Genomic DNA, 25,407 nt, shown 5'->3' on the forward strand with positions numbered 1-25,407 from the left:
TTTTATCTCAAACCGTTAGTCGATCACGGGAAATTTCGCTTCGTAGCTATGTTTTGTTCGCGGTTTGGGAACTGAACAGGTATTGAAGCATTGTTCTCCTGCAATTTGATCGATACGAGTTTCATAAATGGTGCATTGCACAATAAGCGATTTCGCGGAGTAAGCGGTTGTCCCTTCTGCAAATCTACTGGAGAGCGCTCGGCTATCTGACCGCTGACAAAAAGCGGGTCGCATTTATCTGCGGTGCCAACGTCGCGCTTGCCATCATCACAATCCTCGAACCAATCCTGTTCGGTCGTGTCATCGATACGATTTCGCAACGAACGGACGTTGTTCCGGCACTTATCCTGTGGGCGGCGCTGGGTGCTTTTAACATTATTGCCATTGTGCTCGTTGCCAGGAGCGCAGACCGCTTCGCGCACAGACTGCGTAGTGAAGTGCTGTGCCAATCGTTCGAGCGCGTCATTACGATGCCGCTTGCGTGGCACCATGAGCGTGGCACTTCAAATTCTCTGCACACATTGTTGAGGGCGGTGGAGTCTCTGTTCAGCCTTTGGCTTGAGTTCATGCGCCAACATTTGTCAACGGCGGTTGCGCTGGTGCTTCTTGTGCCGACGGCTTTGTCACTCGACGTTCGTATGTCTCTTGTTCTTTTAGTATTGGGTGCGCTCTATTTCGTTATTGGTCGCGTGGTGATGCGTAAGACCAAGGTTGGCCAGGCAAGCGTTGAGCGTCACTATCATTCCGTTTTTGCGCATGTCACCGATTCCGTCAGCAATATCGCTGTTCTGCAAAGCTACAACCGCATTGGCCTCGAAACCGAGTCGCTGAAGCGCTATGTGCGTGATCTTCTGGATGCCCAATATCCGGTACTCGACTGGTGGGCACTTGCCAGCGCACTCCACAAGCTGTCATCGACCATTTCCATGATGGTCGTGCTGCTTATCGGTTCAATTCTGGTCATGAACGGGCAGTTGCGTATTGGTGATGTCATCGCATTCACCGGCTTTGCCACATTGCTGATTTCTCGCCTCGACCAGGTATCGTCTTTTGTGAACCAGATTTCCGAAGCGCGAGCAAAGCTGGAAGAGTTTTATCGCATGGAGGATTCATCGCGCGACGTTCTCGAACCTGCGGGTCTGCGCGAACTGGAACGCGTGACCGGTCATGTGCAATTTGAAAATGTCGGCTTTGAATTCAACAATTCAGGGCAGGGCATTGATGACGTGTCCTTCGAAGTTCAGGCAGGACAGACGGTTGCTATCGTTGGGCCGACAGGTGCGGGCAAAACGACGCTCATCAACTTGCTGCAACGTGTATTCACGCCCCAGCGCGGGCGCATTTTGATTGACGGTGTCGATACGCGTACGGTGACCTGCAATTCGATCCGTCATTGTATCGCGACCGTGTTCCAGGATGCAGGTCTGCTCAATCGTTCGATCGAGGAAAATATTCGCATTGGCCGCGCCGATGCCAGATACGATGAAGTCCATGCCGCAGCGAACGCGGCTGTCGCTCAGGACTTTATTCTTTCCAAGGCTGCGGGCTATGACACGATTGTGGGCGAAAGAGGCGGGCAACTCTCCGGCGGAGAACGGCAGCGCATCGCTATTGCCCGTGCGGTCTTGAAGAACGCCCCGATTCTGGTGCTTGACGAAGCGACCAGCGCTTTGGATGTCGAAACCGAGGACAGGGTCAAGCAAGCCATCGACGAACTTCGGCGCGACCGGACGACCTTTATCATCGCCCACCGCCTCACCACGGTTCGTGACGCGGATCTCGTCGTGTTCATGGACAAGGGCAGGGTGATCGAGATGGGTGGTTTTTCTGAACTTTCGCTTCGCAACGGGCGTTTTGCCGCTCTGCTGCGCGCCGGCGGATTGCTCAACGATGAAGAAGTTCGACGTCTCAGCCGAATATCGACTATGAAGGAAGAACGCGCTGCCTGATGTTTGAATCGTGACGCCGTTCTCTCTTTGATTTGATGCAATTCCAAGAGAAATCCGGTTTCCACTTTTCCAAAAATTGCTCTATGTGATTGACCATGAGCAACACACGCACCCGTTTCGCCGCATGGATTGATCTCGCAAATCCCACGCGCTTTGTGGCTTTTGTCGACAGGGTTGTGCCCTGGTTGGCTGGCTTGGCAGCTCTCCTGCTGGTTGTTGGCCTCTATATGAGTTTTGCTGCGCCCGAAGACTATCAGCAAGGGACGACTGTCCGCATCATGTACATACATGTGCCGTTCGCCTGGCTTGCCATGATGTGCTATTCACTCATGGCGATTTCGGCGTTGGGCACGTTGGTATGGCGCCACCCATTGGCCGACGTCGCACTCAAGGCGGCGGCACCGATAGGGGCTGTATTTACTGCTCTTGCGCTGATTACGGGGTCCATCTGGGGCAAACCCATGTGGGGAACTTGGTGGGTGTGGGATGCCCGTTTGACCTCGGTATTCGTGCTGTTCCTGATGTATCTCGGCATCATTGCCCTGACGCGCGCGCTGGACGATGCCGGTCGATCCGCCTGGGTTGCTGCGGTGTTTACCGTGGTTGGTTTCATCAATGTTCCCATCATCAAGTTTTCGGTCGAATGGTGGAACACGCTTCATCAACCTGCATCGGTATTCAGAATGGACGGCCCGACCATTGATCCAAGCTTGCTTAGGCCTTTGCTGGTGATGGCTGTTGCTTTCACCGTGCTGTTTTTTGCCTTGCACCTGACGGCAATGCGAACCGAGATCGGTCGTCGCCGTATCATCGCCATGCGACGGCTCGCTGCGCGGCGCAGTGATTGACGCAATTCCAATATAGCCATCACGGAGCAGGGCAGACCTACGGTCAGGTTACTGATTGTTGGTGATGTGTTGATTGGGGAAGTTTCGACCGAGTAGCCGCTATATATCAAAGTCGCATAAGATAGATTATGGAACTATCAGAGTATCGAAACTACTCACAAATGACGGGAAATGCGCTCGATCCCGATAGTCCCGGCATCACACAACTATGCGAGCGATACGCACGAGACATCCACTACTGATAATTTCTCACATCGAAACGTAAGGCGTCTCAAAAACCAATCCGTCATAGGCTGGCATTACATGAGCCGGAGTTTCGCGACGGACCGCGTCGTAGTCGAGCGGAATATGCATATGAGTCAAAAGAGCATTTTTGGAGCGAGTCTTTCAATCCATTCGATCGCTTGACCAAGTGAAAAATGACTCGGATGCGTCCTGTACTGCAACGCATCGATGACAAGCAGTTCCAAGCCGTTCAGCCGCGCAGCGGTTGTTTGTGGAAAGTCGCTGACGTCGGGACAATAGGCTATTGAGCCAATGCGAAAGCCCAGCGACGTGATATCGCCATGCACCTGTGGCAACGGTTCAAGGGTGAGGGTGCCGCCCTCACCTTCAATGACGATATTTGTCCAATGGTCGATCGTTCTTGGCTGCACGATCGGTGGATAGGAACTGCCCGGTGGCGTTTCGAAGCAATAACCGAACGCATCGCGAAGGCGTTGCATGGTCTCTTGGTCCGCATGGATGTCGATCAAACTGCGCTGTTCCAGCACATAGCCACGCAAATCGTCGATACCGTGAATATGGTCGGCATGTGGATGCGTGTAAACCACGGCATCAATGCGCTTTACGGCTGCCATCAACATCTGTGCGCGAAAATCCGGCCCGGTATCAATAACAACCGTTGTACGCTTGCCATCAATGGAAATCCGTTCGACCATAGCCGAAGTCCGCATACGCAGGTTCTTCGGGTTATTTGGATCGCAATTGCCCCAATCGCCGGTGACCCGCGGCACGCCGGGCGACGACCCGCAACCCAATATGGTAAGGCGCAGCCGGTCGTTCAACGCTCAGTGCCCCGACTTTCGCGCTGCGGCATTTTCGTGAACAGCCGAAAGAAATTGTCACTCGTCAGAGCCGCAACTGCGTCCACGGTCACGCCAATCGTCTCGGCGAGAATTTTTGCCGTATGAGCAACAAAGGCAGGCTCGTTGCGCTTCCCGCGATACGGCACGGGCGCGAGATATGGTGCGTCGGTTTCCACGAGAAGCCGGTCGCGTGGGATTTGTGTAGCAATTTCACGCAGTTCGGTTGAATTCTTGAAAGTAAGAATTCCTGAAAACGAGACGTAACCGCCTAGCGCAACGCCAGCCTCGGCCAATCTTTGCCCCGACGAAAAGCAATGAAGAATAAAGGGAAAGGCACCTTTCCCTGTTTCGTCATCCAGAATCGCGATCATGTCATCGTCTGCACTGCGTGCGTGGATCACGAGAGGCAGGCCAGTGATGCGTGCAGCGGCGATATGGCGGCGTAATCCCTGAGCCTGTGCGGCGCGAGGCGCGTAGTCATAATGATAGTCAAGCCCAGCCTCTCCAATTGCGACAACTTTTGGATGATCGGCCAACTGCACAAGTTCATCCGTTGTGACGTCAATTTCCTCCTCGGCATTGTGCGGATGCGTTCCAACCGAACAAAATACTTCGTCAAATGTTTCTGCGATTTCAATGATTTGATCGAATTTTCTGACGCGCGTCGAGATCGTCACCATATGCTCGATTCCCGCCGCGCGTGCTCGAGCAACGATATCCGCACGTTCTTCGGAAAAATCGGGAAAATCCAGATGACAATGACTGTCGATGAGCATCAAGCGCCGGGCTCCTGCTCCACATAGCGTGGAAATACCGGTTGAGGTGCCGGCAATTCTGTCCCTTCCACCAGACTATGCTCATCAGCCACATGAGCGAAGTCTCGCTTGTCTGGATTGACGGCCAGGATATCAAGAAGTTTGGCAGCCGAGCCCGGAATGAATGGCTGACATAGAACTGCTACGCGCCGAAGAACCTCAGCGGTAGTCCACAACACGGTCTCCATGCGTGCGGGATTGGTCTTCTTCAGCGCCCAGGGTTCCTGTGCAGCAAAATAGCGGTTCGCCTCTGCCACCACAGCAAAAATTGCCGCCAATGCAAGGTGGATGCCCTGCTCGGCCATCGTCTTGCGTGCCGTTAGCAATGCTGCCGAAGCCTGTTCAAGCATTGCGCTATCGGCATCGGTAAGATCGCCACGTTTGGGAACGACACCCCCGCAATTCTTGGCAATCATGGATAGCGAACGCTGCGCCAGATTTCCAAGATCGTTGGCGAGATCGGCATTGGTGCGGTTGACGATGGCTTCGTGACTGTAGCTGCCATCCTGACCAAAAGGCACTTCGCGTAGAAAGAAATAGCGCACTTGATCCAGACCGTAATGCTTCACCATGGCGAGAGGATCTATGACATTGCCGACTGATTTCGACATTTTCTCACCGCGGTTGAATAGAAAACCGTGACCAAACACCCGTTTTGGCAACTCAATCCCAGCCGACATCAAAAAGGCTGGCCAATAAACCGCATGGAAACGCACGATATCCTTGCCAATGATATGAACTTCGGCCGGCCAATACCGCCATTTATCTATATTTTCATCAGGATAACCAATTCCGGTGATGTAATTTGTAAGAGCATCAACCCACACATACATGACGTGATTTTCATCATCCGGTACAGGCACCCCCCAATCAAATGTGGTGCGTGAAATGGAGAGATCTTTTAGGCCCGATTTGACGAAACTCATGACCTCATTGCGTCGCTCGGACGGCCCAATGAAATCCGGCTGGTTTTCATAAAGGGCGATCAATCTGTCCTGGTAGGCTGACAGGCGGAAGAAATAGCTTTCTTCTTCGACCCACTCCACCGGCGTGCCCTGCGGGCCATAGCGAACGTCATCGGCCCGCACTTCTGTTTCGTCTTCACCGTAATAGGCTTCATCACGCACAGAATACCAACCGGCATATCCACCCTTGTATATATCGCCACTTGCGGCCATCGCTTTCCAGATTGCCTGCGATGCCTTGTAGTGACGCTCTTCTGTCGTGCGTATGAAATCATCGTTGGATGAGTTCAGTAAACCAGCCATTTCCTGGAATGCCGCTGCATTGCGATCAGCCAGGTCTCTTGCCGGGATGCCTTCCTTTTTTGCCGTCTGAAGCATCTTGTTGCCATGCTCGTCAGTGCCGGTCAGAAAATACACATCCTTGCCATCGAGGCGCTGGAAGCGGGCCAGTGCGTCAGTGGCGATCAATTCGTAGGCATGCCCTATATGCGGCTTGCCGTTGGGATAGGAGATCGCCGTGGTGATATAAAAAGTGTCGCGTGGCATGAAGGACCCGTCATGTAATCTGCAAAGATGTTGTCGCGGTGATTATCGTATCGGAACGCTGATTGCCATCCCGTTGCCAGGTTGGTGTCAATTGCACATCGCGGAATTCAATTGCACATCGCAGAATTCAGGCGAGCGATCATCGTAAGCGCGTGTTGCTTCTTATCGAGATTATATGTCTGGGTTTCAGTTATGGCGTCGCGCGCCGCCTGCCAACTGTCGGTCAGCGCCTTCGCCTGCCTCCCCTGCCCGCTCATAGCAAGCTTTCTGGCGGTCGTTGAGAGAAGATCAAGTGATCGCCGATTGAAGATATCGAAGGGTATGGTTTGATTGCGACCGGCGACGGCATCGGCCAGTCGGTGAGCCTTCGCCACGTCGATCTTTTTTGCCCATGTCAGTTCATCCAGTGCTTCCGCGATTTCCATCCCGCCATATTGGCTCAGAAGGATGGCCGTGCGTGCGCTGCCGCCCGCGCGTTCGGCAAGCGCTGCGCGACTGTTAGTGTCACCCTGATCGGATTGAACCATGTCGAGCACATTCAACAGAGGTTCACGATCGAGCGGCGAAAGGCGCAAGATTTGGCAGCGGGAGCGAATGGTAGGCAATAGAGAACCCGGTGCATGCACAATGAGGACAAACAATGTGCGTGCAGGTGGCTCTTCAAGATTTTTCAGTAACGCATTGGCTGCGTTGATATTCATGTCGTCCGCAGGGTCAACAATGACCACACGATACCCGCCATCGTGTGCGGTGAGCGACAGGAAATTGTTGACCTTGCGAATTTCGTCAACGGTGACGACCGATTTGTAAGTTTTTGTCTTCTCATTGAGCGGCCGCGTCAGGTGCAGGACGGAAGGATGTGCGCCCATCGCCATTTGACGAAACAGAGATGAGGTGACATCCGGAACCGCCAGCGTTTCGGGGGATTGTTTGAAAGACGGGTACTTCAGGAGATGATGGGTAAGGTGAAATGCCAGCGTGGCCTTTCCGATCCCGACGGCTCCCGTCAACATAAGCGCATGTGGCATCTTGCCTGCGCGATATGCCGAAACCAGCATTTCGGCCGAATCCGTGTGGCCGATCAAGCGAGGCGTCTCGGAAGGCTCTGGAATACCTTCCAGCGTGTCGTGTTGCTCAGGCGCAATGCGTTCGAAGGTCATACTGGTGCAGCCTGCCATGGGTTTTTCGACAGCCGCATCTCCAAGGCTGAAAAGACAGCCTCGGTGACGGCATCTTCGACAGCATCAGGATGAGCAGACGCATCAATGACAACGCAACGCTCCGGCTCAGACTTGGCAATTGCCAAAAATGCGTCGCGCCGCTGCTGATGGATAGCAACAGATTCTTTTTCAAAACGATCTGGATCGGCGCTCTTCTGGCGTCGTGCCCCTGCCCTCTTCAACCCTTCAACCGGGTCAATATCCAAAATCAATGTGAGGTCAGGTGTCATGCCGTTGACCGAAACCTGTTCGATTGCATTCATGAATGCGGAATCGAGATTACCGCTCATACCTTGATAGACACGCGAGGAATCCATGAACCGGTCGCAAAGTACGATGGCACCGTGTTCGATTGCCGGGCGTATTACCTGTTCGACATGGTCTGAACGTGCGGCCGCGAACAAAATCGCTTCCATTCTGGAGCCGAACGGTTCGGCCGCGCCAGACAGAATTACATGACGAATGGCTTCAGCTCCGGGGAGCCGCCCGGTTCTCGAGTGACGAGAATTTTGTATTTCTTGGCACGCAGCTTGCTGGCCAACCGCTCAATCTGCGTTGACTTGCCTGCCCCCTCGCCGCCCTCGAACGTTATGAAAAAACCTTCCTTCACCAGCAGAACTTCATCCCGTTATCGTAACGATTCCCACTCGGGTCGATTGAAATGCCCATGTCTTAGCGCAGCCAGCCAACGGCCAACTCCTTTAGTGCATCGAGCGCCCGCTTGGGAAGTGGGCCGACTTCTACCGTTTCCGCGGCGAATAGTGGCGTTTCCTGACTTAACGTATCCCCGATCGACACCCGCAAGGAGCCAATGGGTTGGCCTTTTTCTACTGGTGCCGATAGCGGGCCATCATAAACGATCCGTGCTGTCATCTTATCGCGGTTCGTGATCGGAAGGAAAATATCAACCGGTCCCTTGGCCTTCAAGGCAACGCCGGATTTGGAACCACCGAACACCTCGGCTTCGCCAATCAAGGCGTCTGCGGCAAATACTTCCGTCTTTTCAAATGACCGCAATCCCCATTCAAGCAGCTTGCGTGCTTCTTCGGCGCGTTCGCGATCTGATTTCAGGCCGCTCATCGCCGCGATCACGCGCTTTCCATTCTGCGCTACCGACCCGACAATAGCCATGCCGTTCTCTTCACTTGCACCGACAGCCAAGCCGTCGGCACCGATATCCATCGCCAGCAATGGATTGCGGTTTCGCTGGAAAATCTTGTTCCAGGTAAAATCCTTCTCACCAAAATAGTGATAAAGATCGGGATAATCGTGCCAGAGATGGCGCGCGAGCATCACCAAGTCTCGTACAGTCGTTGTCTGTCCCTTTGCCGGCAGGCCGGTCGAATTGACGAATACCGAGTTTTTAAGCCCGATTTCTCTGGCGCGCTCCGTCATTTGCAACGCAAAATTGGCCTCCGATCCCGCAAAACCCTCGGCAATAGTTATGCAGCCGTCATTGGCCGACTGAACGGCAATTCCACGGATCAAATCTTCCAGCCGGACAGCCGATTTGACAGCAGCAAACATGGTGGACGTACGCGACGGCGCACCGCCTGTCCTCCAGGCATTTTCGCTAACGACAAAAGTATCATCAAGTGTCAGGCGTCCCGTCGTTATCGCATTGAAGGCAACTTCCAATGTCATGAGTTTTGCCAGGGAAGCTGGAAACAGCGCACCATCGGGATTTTTGAAAACAGGACAGTGCCGGTTTCGGCATCTATCATGAAGGCCTGCGTGGCCTTGGTTTCAAACAATTGGGCGGCAGCCGGCATGGCAAGCGTCAAAACAAAAGCGACGCACAGCGATCCGATCAACGGCAAGTGGAAACGACACGTCATAAAAGAACTGCCCCATTCGCCCCTGAATATCCGGCGACTGATGCGTGAATACCAGCCCAGCGTGATGCAAATCAACCGCTTAGGGCAATGGTTGGTAAAATGGAGGATACCCAGTCGTGCTCTCAGTCACGAACCGCCAGCGCATCGGGCGCTCCGTGCGACCACGCCGCCTGCAACATTGCATCGAGTTCGGCTTGTCCACTGGAGAAGAGGTTTAGCGAATACATGGTCTTGCCGCCGAGGTCGGTCTGTTCGATTTGCGTCTTGCCGAAAGATGTCAGTTCGCTTGCGATGCGCCGAGCCTTAATGACATCATCGAACGAACCTACCGCAACATACGCCTCGCTTATTGCAGCCGCATTTGTTCCGGGATTAAGCCGCTTCCACGACGCGGTGATATCGTCGGCTGTCATTTGCGACCTGTCGAGAGCCGCAAATTGGTTCACAGCGCGTTTGACGCGTTCATCGGCGTAAGACAGCTTGGCAACCGCAAACGGTGAGTTCATGGATGGATCGTATTCGGGCCGCTGTGGCACGAGCGGACCAAACTCTGGAAGCGTCAAGTCACCAAACGCCGCTCCACCAACTGCCACGACAGCCTGCTGGGCAGACGTGGCATCGTCAAGCTGGCCGGGGAATGGAATGGCACGTCCTGGTATTGCAACGCTTGGTGTTGGACCATTTAACGCAATCATCACGCCACTTGGCAAGCCATCCGAGGGATCAGGCGCCCGATTGCCGGGGTGATAGGATGCCATCAGATATGGTTCATCATCCCCTTCGAGAGGAGCCCGTCCAACATAGTCAACTTTCACTTTTGCCACCCCGGATGTGGAATAATCCAGCATCTCGGCTGCTCGTTTCGATACATCTATGATGCGGCCAGCATGGAATGGACCACGATCGTTCACGCGCACGATGATCGAGCTTCCAGTCGCGAGGTTGGTGACGCGTGCATAGCTTGGCAAAGGCATCGTCGGATGCGCCGCGGTCAACTGCCCGGTGTCATAAACCTCACCATTGGCGGTCAGCCTGCCATGAAATGCATCCCCGTACCAAGAAGCTGAGCCGACCTTTGAATAGTTGCGATCTTCCTTGGGGTAATACCATTTCCCCCGCACTTTGTAGGGTTTGCCGATTTGATCGCGCCCGCCACCTCTTTTGATTGCGGTCTTGCCCATCGCGACGCGCGGGCTTGCCTTCACGCCATATTTGGACTCGGCAAAATATTCCTTTGAACTCGACTTTTTATGAACAGTTGCTTTGGGCTGCGGTGTCGCGCACCCAGCCAACAGCGCAGCAGCTGCTGCAAACGACAAGACGGTTGTCATGCGACGAAGGTGTGGCCGCGCCGTAGCCTGCATTATTGCTAGTCCCCAAAAAGTCTGACCTTGGTGCTGCTCATCCAAAGTTCACATAGCTACTGACACGACCCGAGGTGCATGCCCCCAATAATCCACACACCTATATACGCATAAATTGCTTATAGCCGTATTAACCGAATATGGTTGGAACCCGGCAAGATTGTGGCAACGACTTCAACCGAAAAACGAGGCATCAGAGCGGTCTCTGGAAGCCGTGCGCGGGGCTTTTCTTCTGGCAATCATATCGAGGCACGCACCAAAACAACCGAATCGGTTGACGCGGCAATCAAGAGCGCGCTAAAGGCGATGCCGTGGAAGCCTTTCGGTTGCAAAATGGTAACAATGGCCTGAATTGAGGCCATCAACTACCCGGAAATGCGAACGAAATCACGACTTGGAGGGATGGCCGAGCGGTTTAAGGCACCGGTCTTGAAAACCGGCGTGGGTGCAAGCTCACCGTGGGTTCGAATCCCACTCCCTCCGCCAGAATGGTATGTAAATCTCTGATTATGTTATGCAATTTCTTGCATATGGTGATTTACCCGCCACTTTACCCACCGGAACGTACGCCTCGACGTGCATCTGCGATGCCGAGTCATCATCAGCGGAATGACACGTACCACGCAGCGCAACATCACGGTCAATTTTACCGAACCCTACAACTACTCCGGCCTGACCGTTTTGGCGAACAAGAAACTGACAGAGGGCTTCACTCTGGAGGATTTCAACAGCCCTGATGTCGTTATGGTTTCACGCCGTGGTGGCAGCGTTGTCGCCGACATTAAGCGGATGTTTCCCAAAGCAAAACTTCTGCAGTTCGACGATGAAGATGCCGTTTTTCAAGAGATGATCAGTGGAAAGGCCCACGCAACTCTTTTTCCCTAGAGTCCTTCAGGTTTTGACGGAAGCGTATCCAGCGTTTGCGAGATAGTTGCTGCATTCGTCGGGTTGAATGGTTGAGACGAGGTGGCCGATGTGGCGCCATGTATCGTCGATGGTGCGCTTTTGGGTTTGCCGCATCCAGTGTTTGATCTTTGCGAAGGCCTGCTCGATCGGATTGAGGTCGGGTGAGTATGGCGGCAGGAACCAGAGCCTGGCGCCAGCGGCCTTGATGGACTGTCGAATGGCGGCCGCCTTGTGGGAGCCGAGATTGTCCATGACGACGATGTCGCCTGGTTTGAGCGCGGGCACGAGGAGTTGCTCGACATAGGCACGCAAGCATTCGCCGTTGATCGGCCCGTCGAAGACGCACGGTGCCGTCAGCCGGTCGCAGCGCAACGCACCAAGGAAGGTCAGCGTGCGCCAGTGGCCGTGCGGGGCGAATCCGCGCAGGCGCTTGCCCTTCTGCCCCCAGCCGCGCAATGGGGCCATGTTGGTCTTGATCCATGTCTCGTCGATAAAGACCAGCTTGCTCGGGTCGAGGCCTGCCTGAAAGGACCGCCAGCGTCGTCGTCGTCGGGCAACGTCGGCCCGGGCCTGTTCAAGGGCGAACAGCGTTTTTTGAACCGAAGTCCCTCGCGGCGCAGGAACGTCCAGACCGTGTCGTGCGACACCTTCACCCCGCGCGCCGCCAGTTCATCCTTCAGCCCATGCAGCGTCAGATGGGATGTCTGGTTGATGCGCTCGACGATGAACGACCGATGCGGCTCCAGAATACGCTTGCGATACCCACCCATCTTGCCGGGCCCCACCGAGCCGGTCGCCCGATAACGCTGGCGCCACTTCACTGCCGAGGAAACGGCAATCCCGAAGCGGGCAGCGACCGACCGGCAGCTCTCGCCGCCCTCAATCGCACCCACAACACGCTCACGAAGATCATTTGAAAGAGGGGCTGTCATCAGATGCTGGCCTCCTGCCCAGACAGCATCTTGAATCACAAAATCGACAACGCCGGAACCCCTAACGATTCAGACAAGGACTGAACCGCTCTAGGCAACGCCTTCAGGTATCGTCAGACAACATTCCGATACGATGTATGTGCCGTTTGAAGAAACCTTCGGTGCTATCAGCGAATCCTTCGCCGTTCGCAGAGGGGATTTGCATTCGCTCAATGTGCTCAACAACTGGATCGAAGGAAATTGGCACACGGGCTGGCTAAAAGCACGTAGCGATTACTGGTTCAAAGGAGACGAGTGGCACGACAAGGTCAATGAATAAATACAATTAAAGCACTTGGTCACTAACGGTGGCCAAGTGCAGATCTCGGCACCGTTCTACCACTCAAAAACAAGTATAACGGACCCGGTCTGGTCATTGCCAAAAGTAGCGGGTGTAACACCCGCCTCCTCTCATGTCATTTTGGGCCGATGGTGCCCGGCTTCCAATCTTCGGAAAAGAAGCGACAGGCAAAAGCACAGAAGAAAATACAACCCCGCCGTTGTAATCCAGGCTTCGAAGATCAGGCGGGTCGAGGAAACAAGCTCAATGGTCTTGTAGGTCAATTCCTGCACGGAGATCAGCGATATGATCGAGCTGTCCTTCACCAGCGAAATGAACTGATTGGCGAGTGGTGGCAGAACCTTGCGCATCGCCTGGGGCATGATGATGAATCGCATCTCGTCAATCCAACTCATCCCGATTGAATGTGCCGCTTCACGCTGGCCGCGATTGACGGACTGGATGCCCGCCCGGACAATCTCGCCGACAAAAGCGCTTTCAAACAGCGCCAAAACAATGACGCCCGAAATGACGGAAGGAAAATGCAGCATATTCCCGAAGAAGAATTCCCAGATTTCGCGATTATCCTGTTTGGCGATACCCCTTGCCCAGCCCTCGATATTGAAGGCTGTAATCAGTTGCTGGGAGAGAAAGAAGTAGAAGATGAAGATGACCACGATGGGTGGGACATTGCGCAGCATCTCCAGATAGGTACGCGCCAGCATTCTGACGGCCAGGTTTTCGGCGCAGCGGGCGATGCCCAGAACCGTGCCCAGAACCACGGCGAGGATACTGGCATAGATACTGATGCGGATGGTCGTGATGAAGCCCTGCAGCAAAACGTTTGCCACCCAGCGCCCATCCTCTTCACGCCAGCGCACTATATAGTTCGGGATACGGCCCCATTGCCATTTGTAGTTCAGTGAATCGGCAATCCGGTACCAAATGACGAAAATGAACGCTGCCATGACCGCGAGGATCAGGTAATCCAGCCATTGCAACTTCTTCAGGGATTTGGTCACGTGCCGCTCCGCTTCCGGTATGCCCGGCACACAAGGTACCGGGCAACTTCTGGCCGTTCGTTTATTCAGTGATCATCGATTCCCATGCATTGCCTTTGAACCAGTAATCGTTGTGCTCTTTCAGCCAACCGTTCTTCCATTGCACATTGATCCAGTTGTTGAAGAAGTTCGTCGCGTCCGGATCACCCTTGCGATAGGCAAAGGCTTCGCCCGTGGCGAGGAAGCTCTGGTCGAACGGCACATACAACGTTTCTGGATAGTTGCGGGCCTGAGTAGAAGGATCGGGCTCGGAGGCCATAGTCGCATGGGCGTTGCCGTTCAGGACTTCCTGATTGGCAGCGCCGTCATCATCGAACAAAAGCAGTTTGGCATTAGGAAAGAGGGTTGCGATGGCGGTGGCCGGAGTTGCTCCACGCCGTGCAGCGAACGTCACTTCCGGGCGGTTGAAATCCTCCAGAGTGAAGCCCTTGGTCATAGCCTTGTTGGCCAACACCGTCATCCCCGAATAGGCGTAAGGATCAGAGAAGTTAACGGTCAGATTGCGTTCCGGCGTGATCGACATACCGGAGATGATTACGTCAAATTTACCCGCCAGTAGCGCGGGGATGATGCCGTCCCAGGCGGTCGGTACGAATTCGGCATCGACACCCATGTCCTTGGCAAGTTTGCGCCCGACATCCAGTTCAAAGCCGATCAATTCGCCGTTCTTGTCGCGCATCGACCATGGCTTGAACAGCGAAAGGCCAATCTTGACGACCCCGCGCTGCTTGATCTTCTCGATAACGCTTTCCTTGGACAATGCCTGGCCAGCTTCCTGGGCAAACGAAGGCACTGCGGGCAAGGCAATGGCTGCGGCCATGACCATACCCAGTGCTGCATTTAACATCCGTTTTGTCAGTTTCATGTCATCTCTCCCTGTCAAAATTGTTTGTTCAGTCCCGCACGGCATACCGCTTCTCAAGAAAGGAGGCTCCAGCCGATATCATCAGCGTTACCACCATGTAGACGGCAGCGATGGTGAACCAGATCTCAAAACTCATATACGTGTCAGAGATGATGTTGCGCCCAATCGTGGTCAGCTCAGCCACGGCTATGACGCTGACGATTGCGGAGCTTTTGATCATGTTCACGACTTCACCGGTCATCGGCGGCAGCATGAATCGAACCGATTGAGGCAGAATGATGTAGCGATAAATCTGACCGCCGGTCATGCCGATGGATTTCGCGGCCTCCCACTGGCCGACATTCACCGCATTAATCCCGGCTCGAAATATCTCCGAGATGAGTGCGGCGTGAAAAACCCCAAGGCAGATGACGCTGGCCGTATACCGATCAAATCCGAAAATCGGGCCAAATACGTAGTAAAAAACGTAGAGAAGTACGAGTAACGGGGTGTTGCGCACGATTTCAAGAAATCCAACAGCTACCGCACGTCCCACCACCAGATTCGACAACCGCATGAGTGCGATCAACAAACCAAGCACCAGCGCGAGCGCGAACGCCATTGCCGAAAGAGCCAAGGTTCCCAACAATCCCCATGGGATGGCTCCCAGGACGATGCCGTTGTCGGTTACTTCGTAAAAATATTTCGGCACCCGGTACCATTGCCAATTGTAACCCATCGCCCGGGAGCCATTTACGGCGGCGTAGACGATAAGGCCAACGACAGCAATATATTGGATGATTGACGCCGGAACCGAGGTGAGCAAGCGCGACAGACGCAATCCGGTTATCAACGGCTTATGGCTGCCTTGACCATCTTTCGCGCCGACTATGTCCGTGGTCCGCATGCCCGATCTCAATGCTTCAATATCTGATCGAGGAACAAGCGACAGCGCTCGCTTGAAGGATCGGTGAAGAATTTTTCCGGTGGCGCTATTTCAACAATGCGCCCAGCCTCCATAAACACCATTTTATCGGCAACTTTACGCGCAAAGCCCATCTCATGGGTCACACAAACCATCGTCATGCCAGAATTTGCCAGTTCGACCATGACGTCCAACACTTCATTGATCATTTCGGGATCAAGTGCGGAGGTTGGCTCGTCAAAGAGCATGATGCGGGTTTCCATACAAAGCGAACGGGCAATGGCGACACGCTGCTGCTGACCGCCGGAAAGCTGGGCGGGATACTTGTTGGCCTGTTCGGGAATATGAACACGATCCAAATATTTGCGCGCCCGGGCAATGGCTTCGTCCTTGGAAATCTGGCGCACCCTGATTGGACCGATGGTCAGGTTTTCCAGAACGGTGAGGTGCGGAAAAAGATTAAACTGCTGAAAGACCATGCCGACTTCCTGGCGCACGGCCCGGATATTTTTCGTGTCCTCACTCAATTCGATCCCATCAATGAAGATCTGGCCCGCATCGTGTTCTTCCAACCGGTTGATACAGCGGATCATCGTCGACTTACCTGAGCCGGATGGGCCGCAAACCACCACTCGCTCGCCCGCATTCACGGTCAGGTTGATGTCTTTGAGTGCCTGAAACGGGCCGAAATGCTTGCCTACATTGCTTAGCGTGATGATCGGCGGTTCGACTGGCATCTATTCAGCTTCTCCGGGCAAATTCGCATATGTCAGGAGCCCCCATTCCGATCGCATTCGATCATATTTATCCATCGACTGCATCTCCTTTTATCTTCTTGCCCCCGGAGCCGCTTGCGTAGTTGGAATGGGTCCATTGGTCAGATTATGTGACCGTGACTTTTGCCTCATGACGCGCGGCCTTTATTTTTAAGATACTGCCCTAACTCGCCTGTTGCTCGATCATTGACAGGGCCAATCTAGAGCTTGCAATGCCTGCTCCGCAATATTCACCTCATCATGGAAAGTATTAGATGTGCTTAAGATGCAGGGTTTTTTCACTCTTCGCTTCTGCGAACACCAAGTCGCGGAACCGCTTGATGCGATCAGACTGCAAAATTGCGCCGAACTTTAACCAGAAGCCCGAATGATTCTATCATACTGATTTGACATCACAAATTGGTGTTTCCACGCCGGCGGAATTTGCGTGGGCCGTGACCCTGTGCGATTTGAGTCATTATGGAAATGCCAATAAGTGTTTCCAAATCAGTGTGATACGATCTGTTCGACGGTGGATCCGGGTTCAGTGCAAATTCACAATCACATTGATTTGCGGAGGGTTGCGCGCTTATGGGATTTTAGGCAGCTCAAGCTTTGCTTTTCCACGATTTATACCTCGTTGACCATAGGCTGCGCGAGATCGACTACCATTTCGACCTCGACAGCGCCCGGTTACGGTTGCGACCTTTCTACAGCAACACAAGTCGTCCTTTGATGCCAACCTATGAAAGCTGGATCGTCCGCCGCGAATCATGGTTGCCGGTTTTTCCGCTCACAAGACGACACAAGAGCGATCGTGACGGCACAGGTCACTTTGAGAAGTAGGCGATACGAAAGGTAAAGACACTGTCCGCATCCAGCTTTCATCATCGTGCGTCGCTACGGTCGACTTCGGGCCTATTCTGTTGAAGCGGTCTATCGAGCGCAATAAGTAATTCGCCGGCAAATGGTTCTCGATGCTGAAGCTGTAAAACAGCGCTTCCTGCATCACTGTTCTCTCGCCCATCATCAGCAAATCTTTCGATAACAAGGGCACTGAATCAGGAGGCTGCACCGCACTTCAAGGTTAGTTTTTCAACAAAATAAGGCGGTAGGCTCTACTACCAATCACTGTCGGCCGTTGCTCGCCGCATCACCATGCAGATAGGCTTGGGTTGGAAGCTGGTACCGGACCATTACGACGATGGTGGCATATCCGGCCCCACAATGGAGCGCACCGCCCTGCAGCGTCTTTTGCCCAATTTGAACGGGAAGACACGGTAGAGCGCATGCGCGACAAAATTGCTGCCTCGAAGAAAAAGGGCATGTGGATGGGTGGTGTGGTGCAGTTTGCTAAAGCACAACGCGTCTAAAGGGATTCATGCAGGATGCTTTAAGCCTTTGTTTTTATGCATGTCGTTGCCTGAAAAACCGCTGCACACTATTGGGCGACATGCACTGGACTATTGGTCTGATAGCAATTGACGGACGCTGGCATTTCCTTGTTCTCGCTCATGACGATCATGCGTTCTGGAACCCGCTGAGGAAGCTGGTCAGATTCGAGCCCAAATCATCCTGAAGATATCCTCCTTCCTGTATGATCACCGAGGGAAGGCCAATGCGAGCGATTGCAGTTGCGATCCGCGCGAAGCCAGACGTGGTGACGCGAAAACCTTTGAATGGGTCATTTTCATGCGCATCCAGACCGAGCGCAACCACCAGAACGTCCGCCCCGAACGAGCGGACGCGGGCGAGCGCAATATCCAGTGCCGCCAAATAATCAACGTCATTAGTGCCTCGCGGTAGCGGCAGGTTGAGGTTGTAGCCCAACCCTTCACCAACACCACGTTCGTTGGCATGGCCCCAAAAAATGGATAAAAGCGATTTGGGTCAGCGTGGATCGAAACCGTTAGTACATCTCGACGGTGATAGAAAATACCCTGCGTTCCATTGCCGTGGTGTACGTCAATATCGACGATTGCCGGGCGCCTGCCCCTCCGCAAGAATTCTTCTGCGGCAATACCGGAATTATTCAGGAAGCAGAACCCACCCGCCAGATCAGCAAAAGCATGATGCCCAGGTGGACGCGACAGCGCATAGACGGGCCGTGCATCGTTCAACACGGACTCAACGGCACTCAATGCGGTCTGCGCCGACCAATATGCCGAAACCCAGGTGCCTGCAGCAATCGGGCATGACGTATCCGCCTGATGATAGCCAGCCTGACCTGCGGCTGAACGGGGGTAAGAAGCCGTGCGTCGATCAGGATGAATATTGGGAATCACCTCGTCAGATGCCCCTTCAGTGCGGCTCCAGCGGGAATGGATGGTTTCCAGAAATGTCAGATATTCAGGCGAATGGATCGCCGCCAATGGACCATATCCATGATCTTTCGGCGCCTCGAAAACACAATCGGCAGCCTGCGCTGCCGCATGTAGCACCTCGATGCGGCGGGGTTGTTCAGGATTGGGTAAAAACCGGCCGTTGGCCATGAACATCTTTGGATCATGGACCCGCTGCCGGTCATCGAATATGGCTTTCATCCTGTTACTCCACTGACACCGAATGCCGTTCTCCATTTGCCATCCGGGAATGCTTCTCAACGCACCGAAAGCTGACTCCGGTCAGGCAAGGTACTGGCTATCCATGTTTCAAAACGCTACACCATCGCGCCCCTTGAGCGCGAGCAGCGCGCGCGCCTCGGCAGGTGTTGCTACGTCGCGTCCCAATTTTTCAACAATTGCGCGTACTTTCTCGACTTGTTCGGCATTGGAGCGCGCCAATCGGCCCCGCGCGATATAAAGGTTGTCTTCCAACCCGACGCGAACATGCCCACCCATGCCAGCCGAAATCGCGGCCATGGCCATCTGGTTGCGTCCGGCAGCAAGAACCGAAAAGGTGTAGCCTTTTCCAAACAGGCGGTCGGCGGTTTGTTTGAGATGTATCAGGTGTTCTGGTTCGGCTGCGATCCCACCCAGAACGCCCATAACGAACTGAAGAAAAATCGACCCCTCAACCAAACCGCGATCCACGAAATGACGCAGCATGTAAAGGTGACTGACATCGTAGCATTCGAATTCGAACCGGGCGCCGCGCTCCTGCCCCATACGACGCAGCACACTTTCAATATCGCGTGGCGTGTTCTTGAACACGAGATTGTCGGATCCTCTCAGAAACGGTTCTTCCCAATCGTGCAGCCATTCAGTGCGTTTGTTCAACATCGGGTAAAGAGCGAAATTCATCGTGCCCATGTTTAACGAGCACATTTCGGGTTGCACCGCCAGCGGAGCAGCCAGCCGGTCGTCCAGCGTCATCACGGCGCTGCCGCCAGTAGTCAAATTCACGACGGCATCGGTGCCAGAGTGAATCATCGACAGGAAAGCCATGTAATCTTCCAGTGCCGCCGAAGGCTGACCGGTGACGGGATGGCGGGCATGCAAATGCAAGATAGCGGCCCCCGCCTGAGCCGCCTCTATCGACTGTTCGGCGATCTGTTGAGGCGTAACCGGAAGATGAGGCGACATCGAAGGCGTATGGATCGACCCGGTGATGGCGCAACTGATGATGATCTTCGACATTGATATCCTCAGGCGCTGCAAACCAGTGCGGGCGCGATCTTTTCGGCAAATCGATCAAGCGCCGTGGTAAGCATTGCCATAATCTCTTCGACCTGCGTCGGAGTGGTTATCATTGGCGGACAGACCAGGAAATGATCCCCGTCAACCCCACCCCGGGTGCGGCGGGAGTAGATGATCAACCCCTGCTCATAGGCCAGATCGACCAGTTCGTTATAGGCGTTCAAATTTCTGGGCAATGGCGCCATCGTCTGACGATCGGAAACCAGTTCAAAAGCCAGAAGCAGACCTTTGCCGCGGACATCGCCGATAAATCGGTATCGTTGCTTCAGGTCGTTCAAACGAGACTTCAGCAGCGCACCAACATCGGCGGCATTAGCCATCAATCCGCCCGCCTCGATTTCCTCGATAACGGCAAGGCCTGCGGCACATGCCAATGGGTTTCCGGCGTAGGTATGACCATGCATGAAACCGCCACTATCCAGAACGCTGTCAACCAGCCGGTCGTGGGCAATCATGGCGCCCAGCGGCGCATAGCCCGCGCCAAACCCCTTCGATATTGCAATGATATCGGGGGCCACTCCCCAGTGCTCCGCGCCCATGAACTTGCCGGTGCGGCCGCCACCCGACATCACTTCGTCGTGGATGAGCAGCACACCATATCGGTCGCAAATGTCGCGGATTGCCTGCATGTAGCCCATAGGTGGCACCAGTGCTCCTGTCGAAGCGCCACCGATCGGCTCATGAATGAAGGCCAGTATGCTGTCGGGTCCTTCCGAGACGATCTTCGCTTCCAGCATCGCTGCATAGTATTCGCCGGTAGCCGGGTCATCCATGTCCAAGCCGTCGAGATAGGCTCGCGGCGCCGGGATCTTGGGCATCGCCTGCATCATCGGCTCAAATGGCTCGTTCAGCGGCGCATAGCCGGTCAATGCCAATGCACCGAGTGTGGAACCATGGTAACTCGGTGTGCGGGAAATTACCTTCCAGCGGCTATTCTGCCCACTTGTCACCGCATATTGGCGTGCAAGCTTGATGGCGCTTTCCACAGCCTCCGAACCGCCAGAGACGAAAAACACCTTTTCCATACCGGCTGGTGAAAGTGAGGCAACCTTGGCGGCCAGCCTTTCGCTCGGTTCGGTTTCGAAATGCAACCGGTAGCCAAAGGTCGACTTTTCCATCTGCCGTCGCATGGCGTCCAGCACACGTGGATTGGAGTGGCCGATATTACTGACCATCGCGCCAGACGAGCCGTCGATATAGCGCTTGCCATCAACATCCCACATATAGATGCCGCGCGCCTCCGCAAGTACGGGCCGCCGCGAACGGTTTTGATAAAACAAATGGCTGTCAGGTTTCACGAATGGTTCTCCGCCGGCAAAGCCGCGCAATCCATCGCCCGAAACCGTAACGCAACCTGCGAGCCGGTTGCAAAAGGATGGTCGTCAATCATGTTAACGGCTTGCATCTGATGCCCACCTACACGCAGGAAATAGCGTGCTGACTGGCCCTGATAGTCAACATTTTCAACCGTGGCATCGAGCGACAACCCATCATCTACCGCTGTACCAACCGCCATTAAATGCAATTTTTCCGCTCGGATCACCAAACGCACCGGCCCGGCTGAGGTGATTTTTGGCGCGCGATCGCGCGGAATTGAAAAATGTGGAAAACCCGGCACTTCGAGCGTCACCTTATTGTCGGAAACGCCGGTACATTGCGCGGACAGGAGATTTGAAGCGCCGAGGAACTGGGCGACAAATTCCGATGCTGGCGTATTGTAAACATCTTCCGGCGCACCGACCTGCTCCATCCGCCCCTTCGACATGACGATAATCTGGTCCGACATTGCCAGTGCTTCCGTCTGATCGTGTGTTACGAACACCGTGGTCACGCCAATGCGCTTCTGGATACGCTTGAGTTCAACGCGCATGTCCTCGCGCAAATTCGCATCGAGTGCCGATAGGGGTTCATCCAGCAGCAATACGTCGGGTTCGATGACAATAGCGCGCGCCAGCGCAATGCGCTGCTGCTGACCGCCAGATAATTCTTTCGGGTAGCGGCCGCCGAGGTCGGGCAATTGCACCAGATCGAGCGCGGCTGCTACCTTGTTCCTGACTTCATCTTTACTGATATTGCGGTATTTCAGCCCGAAAGCGACGTTCTCGGCAACTGTTTTGTGCGGAAACAAAGCGTAGTTTTGAAAACTAAGCCCAGATTACGCTTGTGTATCGGCACATCATTGACCCGCCGTCCCTTGATGTTGATTTCGCCCTCGCTCGGATCAAGCAGACCGGCAATCATGCGCAAAGTTGTGGTCTTGCCACAACCTGACGGCCCCAGAAGAGTCACGAAACTGCCCTCTGCAATATCCAGCGACATCTGGTGCACGGCGGTAAAATCACCAAACCGCTTGACGATATGGGTTAGGGAAACGGCGCTCACGATGGCACACCTCCAGAGTTCGGGAAAGCACCGGCCCCATCCATCCTCACGACAGGGCCGGCTACGGAACTTAGTAACCGCGCTGGACGCGGCCGAACTCTTCCGACCATGCAGCTTCATTGCCATTCCAGTAGCCCGGATCGGCAAATGTCAGGCCTGACAACGTGCCCGTTGGATCGAAAGCCGGCAGTTTCGGAATCTTTGCTCCGAGTTCGACCTTGGTCGGATCAAGCGCCGGTGGATAGCTTTGACCTTCAGCCACAGCGATCGAGGTGTCCTTGTCGAGCATGAAATTGAGCAGTTCCTCGCATGCCGACATCGGACTGCCCTTGAGCACGAACAGGCATTCTTGCCAGCCAAAGCTGCTTGGCGGATCATAATAACCGATGTCGTGCCCCTGTTCCTGCAAGGCATAAATGCGGCCCGACCAACCTTCGGTGACATAGATCTCTTCTTCCGCCAGCAGGCTCATCAATTCGGCACCTGACGCCCAGTATTTGAGAGCCAGATCTCGGTGCTTGCGCACTGCATCCCATGCGGCATCCATATCGGTGATGTTATTGGGTTCCTGACCCGTCTGGAGTGCCGCGTACCAAAGCCGGGTGCGCCAATCACTCCAACCACCAATCTTACCCTTGTACTTCTCGTCGATGAGTATTTTGGCGCCTTTTTCCTTCATCTCATCATCGCTGATGTGCTTACGGTTGTAGGCAAGCCCGGTGGTGCCGTAATCGTATGGCGCTGCGCTAAGGCTGTCAGGCGTGATTGATTTGAACGCGTTCATCAGCGCGGGCATGACGTTGGCCATGTTCGGAATGTTGGCTACATTGAGCTCGCTGGTCAGATCAAAACTATGGTAGCGGGCATAATCGAACACGCCGGAGAGGTGAGCGATATTGTATTCGCCCGGCTGGCTGGCGCGAACCTGAGCAAGGTACTCATCGCCGCCTGGAAAGGTACCGTCGATAACCTTGATGCCGGTCTTTTCCGTGTAAGGATCGAATGCATATTTGCGGAACGCCTCGGAAACAACGCCGCCCCATCCATCAAACCGAACCTGGCTGACATCGGCCGCCATTGCCTGTCTGGCAAACGGTGTCTGCAAACCATAGGCTGCACCTGCCGCACCGAGCAGACCGAAGAATTTGCGGCGACTGATATCGCCGTTCAGAAGCCGCTCGCGCAATCGTTCATAGCGTTTGATATCATCCATTTGGGTTCTCCATCTTGGGTTCATGACAATTGGACGGTTCACCCGCCACTTCTTGATGCAAGTTTACGAGCCACTGCTGCTCCGATCAGTGGCAGTCCAACTGTCAGCACGATGATGACGGTGCCGAGAGCATTGATTTCCGGAGAGATCGAATTGCGAAGCATCGAAAAGATCTGCGTCGGCACCGTCTCGATGCCGCCCGGTTTCCAAAACAGCGTGCCGGTGATGTCGTCAAAGCTGATGGTGAAGGCAAACAGGCCGCCTGCCGCCACAGCCGGTGTCAACAACGGCAAGGTCACGGAAAAAACGTCTGCATGGGTGAAGCGCCAAGGCTCATAGCGGCCTCCTCTACATCACGGCGGATACTGACCAGTCGTGCCTGCACCACGAGGATGACGAAAGGCAGTGTGAAGATGACGTGCCCCATCAGCAGCAAGGTAAAGCTTTTGCCGATGTTGAGAAAATTGAGAAACAACAACAGCGCCACCGCCAGCACCACTTCCGGCACGAGGATCGGCGCGATGAGTAAAGTGGTGATCAGATTGCGCCCCGGAATTGCGTAGCGCACCAACGCCAGACTGGCGAGCACGCCAAGGACCGTAGAGACAACGGCAGTCATCAAGCCCAGCACGATCGAGGTGCGAAAAGCACGCAAAATCGCATCATTGTGCCACAAGACCTCGAACCAGTGCGTTGACAGACCAGTCATCGGAAAACTGCCGAATTGATTGGCATTGAACGACAGGAGCACGACCACCGCGATCGGCAAAAACATGAATAGATAGACAAGGATCGTATAGGTACGGATCAGACGCCACGCCATCAGCCCAATCCCTTCGCCAATTGCGCCATGCCGAGATAACGATTGTAAACCAGCACCAGAGCGCCGAGCACAATCAACAGAAGAAGGGAGAGCGCCGAGCCGAGCGGCCAATTGAGTTGCCGGATGATGGCCTCGTAGACCAAGTTGGCGAACATCGCATCGCGTGGTCCACCAAGAATTACCGGGGTAATATAGGTGCCCGACGCCAGCACGAAACATAGCAACCCGCCTGCGGCCAACCCGGGCAGAGACAAGGGCAATGTAACTTGCAAGAACCCCTGCCAGCGCGTTGCGCCCAGTGAAGACGCTGCATCTTCCAGATTGGTGTCGATGCCATCGAGGCTGACAAAAATATTGAGTACCATGAAGGGCAACAGGAAATGTACGAGCCCTAGGATCACAGTCGTCTCATTGTAGAGCATCTGCAAAGGCTCATCGATAATACCAAGCCAGATCAGTGCGGAATTGAGTGCGCCTGAAACACCGAGGATATTGATCCAGCTCATCGTGCGGATGATATAGCTGATCCAAAACGGCAGCATCAGAAGCAACAACAGGATCATCTTGTTGCCACGTGAACGAGCAATGAAAAAGGCTGCGGGATAGCCAAGAATCCCACAGGCAACGGTGGTAATAGCGGCGATCTTCAGGGTGTTGAGCAGAATGTCGCGATAGAAGCGGTCGCTCAACGCCGCCCTCCAATTGTCGAGAAAGAAGCCGGTCGTGTCGGCCCCCGAGGCGCTGCGCAACCAGAACGAATAGACGACAATGAACATCAGTGGCACGATCAACAGCAATGCGACCGCTGTGAGTGCCGGTGCCAGCAAAATCCAGGGCTGTCGGGCCTCTCTTGCTTCAATACTCATCGATGCAAAGCTTTCCCCTGCGCTCCTTTCGGGTTCGCTATGATGCGAGTGCGCGGCGTATTGATCAAATAGATAATTGTTATTTTCATCATTGATGATATTAATAATCA

General features: G+C 54.3%; 20 protein-coding genes, 1 tRNA gene and 7 pseudogenes. 7 read left to right on the forward strand and 21 right to left on the reverse strand.

Going from position 1 to position 25,407, the window contains the following annotated elements:
• The first annotated feature begins 167 nt into the window (after positions 1–167).
• Complete coding sequence (locus AC0L7S_RS17225; protein WP_473472126.1) at positions 168–1,949, forward strand: glucan ABC transporter ATP-binding protein/ permease; 1,782 nt, start codon at positions 168–170, stop codon at positions 1,947–1,949.
• A 95-nt stretch (positions 1,950–2,044) separates the two neighbouring features.
• Positions 2,045–2,797 (forward strand): heme ABC transporter permease, encoded by a 753-nt coding sequence (locus AC0L7S_RS17230; RefSeq protein ID WP_473472127.1) that lies wholly within the window; start codon positions 2,045–2,047, stop codon positions 2,795–2,797.
• Between the two features lie 249 nt (positions 2,798–3,046).
• Here AC0L7S_RS17230 and AC0L7S_RS17235 read toward each other — a convergent pair.
• From AC0L7S_RS17235 to AC0L7S_RS17265, 7 genes and pseudogenes are all read right to left on the reverse strand, one after another.
• Positions 3,047–3,864 (reverse strand): annotated as a pseudogene (locus AC0L7S_RS17235) (MBL fold metallo-hydrolase).
• Complete coding sequence (locus tag AC0L7S_RS17240; RefSeq protein ID WP_473472128.1) at positions 3,861–4,661, reverse strand: TatD family hydrolase; 801 nt, start codon at positions 4,659–4,661, stop codon at positions 3,861–3,863. Before AC0L7S_RS17240 ends, AC0L7S_RS17235 begins: the two are co-directional and overlap by 4 nt.
• Positions 4,661–6,211 carry a methionine--tRNA ligase gene (gene metG / locus AC0L7S_RS17245; protein WP_473472129.1) on the reverse strand — a complete coding sequence of 517 codons (1,551 nt, stop codon included), beginning with the start codon at positions 6,209–6,211 and terminating at the stop codon, positions 4,661–4,663. The genes AC0L7S_RS17240 and metG overlap by 1 nt, the downstream gene beginning before the upstream one ends.
• 107 nt (positions 6,212–6,318) lie before the next feature.
• Positions 6,319–7,371: a DNA polymerase III subunit delta' gene (locus tag AC0L7S_RS17250; protein WP_473472130.1), complete on the reverse strand. Its 1,053-nt coding sequence runs from the start codon at positions 7,369–7,371 to the stop codon at positions 6,319–6,321.
• A pseudogene (gene tmk / locus AC0L7S_RS17255) lies at positions 7,368–8,041 on the reverse strand (dTMP kinase). Before tmk ends, AC0L7S_RS17250 begins: the two are co-directional and overlap by 4 nt.
• Before the next feature lie 62 nt (positions 8,042–8,103).
• Positions 8,104–9,269 (reverse strand): annotated as a pseudogene (locus AC0L7S_RS17260) (D-alanyl-D-alanine carboxypeptidase family protein).
• 122 nt (positions 9,270–9,391) lie between these two features.
• On the reverse strand, positions 9,392–10,633 hold the full coding sequence (locus tag AC0L7S_RS17265; RefSeq protein ID WP_473472131.1) for a septal ring lytic transglycosylase RlpA family protein: 1,242 nt from the start codon (positions 10,631–10,633) through the stop codon (positions 9,392–9,394).
• A gap of 396 nt (positions 10,634–11,029) precedes the next feature.
• On the opposite strand from AC0L7S_RS17265, the gene AC0L7S_RS17270 reads away from it, so the two are divergent.
• Together AC0L7S_RS17270 and AC0L7S_RS17275 are read left to right on the forward strand one after the other, a co-directional pair.
• Positions 11,030–11,119, forward strand: a tRNA-Ser gene (locus tag AC0L7S_RS17270).
• Positions 11,120–11,242: 123 nt separating this feature from the next.
• Positions 11,243–11,518, forward strand: coding sequence for a type 2 periplasmic-binding domain-containing protein (locus tag AC0L7S_RS17275; protein ID WP_473472132.1), 276 nt, complete (start codon positions 11,243–11,245; stop codon positions 11,516–11,518).
• Between the two features lie 6 nt (positions 11,519–11,524).
• Here the strand turns inward: AC0L7S_RS17275 and AC0L7S_RS17280 are convergent.
• Positions 11,525–12,471 (reverse strand): IS630 family transposase gene (locus AC0L7S_RS17280; RefSeq protein ID WP_473472133.1). Its coding sequence is split into 2 segments (ribosomal slippage): positions 11,525–12,135 and positions 12,135–12,471, totalling 948 coding nucleotides; the frame shifts between segments, so codons are not numbered across the junction.
• 139 nt (positions 12,472–12,610) lie between these two features.
• On the opposite strand from AC0L7S_RS17280, the gene AC0L7S_RS17285 reads away from it, so the two are divergent.
• Positions 12,611–12,790, forward strand: a complete 180-nt coding sequence (locus tag AC0L7S_RS17285; RefSeq protein ID WP_473472134.1) for a hypothetical protein — start codon at positions 12,611–12,613, stop codon at positions 12,788–12,790.
• Positions 12,791–12,921: 131 nt separating this feature from the next.
• Here AC0L7S_RS17285 and AC0L7S_RS17290 read toward each other — a convergent pair whose 3' ends face one another.
• The 4 genes from AC0L7S_RS17290 to AC0L7S_RS17305 form a co-directional block, all read right to left on the reverse strand.
• Positions 12,922–13,812 carry an amino acid ABC transporter permease gene (locus AC0L7S_RS17290; RefSeq protein ID WP_473472135.1) on the reverse strand — a complete coding sequence of 297 codons (891 nt, stop codon included), beginning with the start codon at positions 13,810–13,812 and terminating at the stop codon, positions 12,922–12,924.
• 61 nt (positions 13,813–13,873) lie between these two features.
• A complete protein-coding gene (locus tag AC0L7S_RS17295) occupies positions 13,874–14,716 on the reverse strand; it encodes a transporter substrate-binding domain-containing protein (RefSeq protein WP_473472136.1) in 843 nt (280 codons plus the stop codon).
• Between the two features lie 28 nt (positions 14,717–14,744).
• Complete coding sequence (locus AC0L7S_RS17300; protein WP_473472137.1) at positions 14,745–15,434, reverse strand: amino acid ABC transporter permease; 690 nt, start codon at positions 15,432–15,434, stop codon at positions 14,745–14,747.
• 176 nt (positions 15,435–15,610) lie between these two features.
• Positions 15,611–16,357, reverse strand: coding sequence for an amino acid ABC transporter ATP-binding protein (locus tag AC0L7S_RS17305; RefSeq protein WP_473472138.1), 747 nt, complete (start codon positions 16,355–16,357; stop codon positions 15,611–15,613).
• 750 nt (positions 16,358–17,107) lie between these two features.
• On the opposite strand from AC0L7S_RS17305, the pseudogene AC0L7S_RS17310 reads away from it, so the two are divergent.
• Together AC0L7S_RS17310 and AC0L7S_RS17315 are read left to right on the forward strand one after the other, a co-directional pair.
• Positions 17,108–17,221, forward strand: a pseudogene (locus AC0L7S_RS17310) (GFA family protein); the annotation flags it as partial.
• 306 nt (positions 17,222–17,527) lie between these two features.
• Positions 17,528–17,721, forward strand: a pseudogene (locus AC0L7S_RS17315) (recombinase family protein); the annotation flags it as partial.
• 175 nt (positions 17,722–17,896) lie between these two features.
• Here the strand turns inward: AC0L7S_RS17315 and AC0L7S_RS17320 are convergent.
• The 9 genes and pseudogenes from AC0L7S_RS17320 to AC0L7S_RS17360 form a co-directional block, all read right to left on the reverse strand.
• A pseudogene (locus AC0L7S_RS17320) lies at positions 17,897–18,918 on the reverse strand (histone deacetylase family protein).
• 108 nt (positions 18,919–19,026) lie between these two features.
• Positions 19,027–19,959 carry a 3,5-dioxohexanoate:acetyl-CoA acetone transferase gene (kce, locus tag AC0L7S_RS17325; RefSeq protein ID WP_473474346.1) on the reverse strand — a complete coding sequence of 311 codons (933 nt, stop codon included), beginning with the start codon at positions 19,957–19,959 and terminating at the stop codon, positions 19,027–19,029.
• Positions 19,960–19,961: 2 nt separating this feature from the next.
• A complete protein-coding gene (locus AC0L7S_RS17330) occupies positions 19,962–21,311 on the reverse strand; it encodes an aminotransferase family protein (protein WP_473472139.1) in 1,350 nt (449 codons plus the stop codon).
• Entirely contained in the window at positions 21,308–21,883 is a 576-nt protein-coding gene (locus AC0L7S_RS17335; protein ID WP_473474347.1) for a TOBE domain-containing protein, read from the reverse strand. The genes AC0L7S_RS17330 and AC0L7S_RS17335 overlap by 4 nt, the downstream gene beginning before the upstream one ends.
• A gap of 90 nt (positions 21,884–21,973) precedes the next feature.
• Positions 21,974–22,521, reverse strand: a pseudogene (locus AC0L7S_RS17340) (ABC transporter ATP-binding protein); the annotation flags it as partial.
• The gene (locus AC0L7S_RS17345; protein WP_473472140.1) at positions 22,466–23,608 is read right to left on the reverse strand and encodes an extracellular solute-binding protein; all 1,143 of its coding nucleotides are present in this window, start codon (positions 23,606–23,608) and stop codon (positions 22,466–22,468) included. The pseudogene AC0L7S_RS17340 and the gene AC0L7S_RS17345, both read right to left, overlap by 56 nt.
• A 38-nt stretch (positions 23,609–23,646) precedes the next feature.
• Entirely contained in the window at positions 23,647–23,907 is a 261-nt protein-coding gene (locus tag AC0L7S_RS17350; RefSeq protein WP_473472141.1) for an ABC transporter permease, read from the reverse strand.
• Positions 23,904–24,431, reverse strand: coding sequence for an ABC transporter permease (locus AC0L7S_RS17355; protein ID WP_473472142.1), 528 nt, complete (start codon positions 24,429–24,431; stop codon positions 23,904–23,906). Before AC0L7S_RS17355 ends, AC0L7S_RS17350 begins: the two co-directional genes overlap by 4 nt.
• Entirely contained in the window at positions 24,431–25,297 is an 867-nt protein-coding gene (locus tag AC0L7S_RS17360) for an ABC transporter permease (protein WP_473472143.1), read from the reverse strand. Before AC0L7S_RS17360 ends, AC0L7S_RS17355 begins: the two co-directional genes overlap by 1 nt.
• Positions 25,298–25,407 lie beyond the last annotated feature (110 nt).

Source organism: Mesorhizobium sp. G2-6-1, assembly GCF_055809095.1.

What these genes read in the sequence shown, in the direction of transcription:
- AC0L7S_RS17295 (WP_473472136.1), bottom strand. Translation starts at nt 14,716, where the DNA reads ATGAAACTGACAAAACGGATGTTAAATGCAGCACTGGGTATGGTCATG.
- AC0L7S_RS17345 (WP_473472140.1), bottom strand. Translation starts at nt 23,608, where the DNA reads ATGGATGATATCAAACGCTATGAACGATTGCGCGAGCGGCTTCTGAAC.
- AC0L7S_RS17335 (WP_473474347.1), bottom strand. Translation starts at nt 21,883, where the DNA reads ATGCGCGTTGAACTCAAGCGTATCCAGAAGCGCATTGGCGTGACCACG.
- AC0L7S_RS17300 (WP_473472137.1), bottom strand. Translation starts at nt 15,434, where the DNA reads ATGGGTTACAATTGGCAATGGTACCGGGTGCCGAAATATTTTTACGAA.
- AC0L7S_RS17265 (WP_473472131.1), bottom strand. Translation starts at nt 10,633, where the DNA reads ATGCAGGCTACGGCGCGGCCACACCTTCGTCGCATGACAACCGTCTTG.
- metG (WP_473472129.1), bottom strand. Translation starts at nt 6,211, where the DNA reads ATGCCACGCGACACTTTTTATATCACCACGGCGATCTCCTATCCCAAC.
- AC0L7S_RS17230 (WP_473472127.1), top strand. Translation starts at nt 2,045, where the DNA reads ATGAGCAACACACGCACCCGTTTCGCCGCATGGATTGATCTCGCAAAT.
- AC0L7S_RS17360 (WP_473472143.1), bottom strand. Translation starts at nt 25,297, where the DNA reads ATGAGTATTGAAGCAAGAGAGGCCCGACAGCCCTGGATTTTGCTGGCA.
- AC0L7S_RS17275 (WP_473472132.1), top strand. Translation starts at nt 11,243, where the DNA reads ATGACACGTACCACGCAGCGCAACATCACGGTCAATTTTACCGAACCC.
- AC0L7S_RS17240 (WP_473472128.1), bottom strand. Translation starts at nt 4,661, where the DNA reads ATGCTCATCGACAGTCATTGTCATCTGGATTTTCCCGATTTTTCCGAA.
- AC0L7S_RS17250 (WP_473472130.1), bottom strand. Translation starts at nt 7,371, where the DNA reads ATGACCTTCGAACGCATTGCGCCTGAGCAACACGACACGCTGGAAGGT.
- AC0L7S_RS17305 (WP_473472138.1), bottom strand. Translation starts at nt 16,357, where the DNA reads ATGCCAGTCGAACCGCCGATCATCACGCTAAGCAATGTAGGCAAGCAT.
- AC0L7S_RS17355 (WP_473472142.1), bottom strand. Translation starts at nt 24,431, where the DNA reads ATGGCGTGGCGTCTGATCCGTACCTATACGATCCTTGTCTATCTATTC.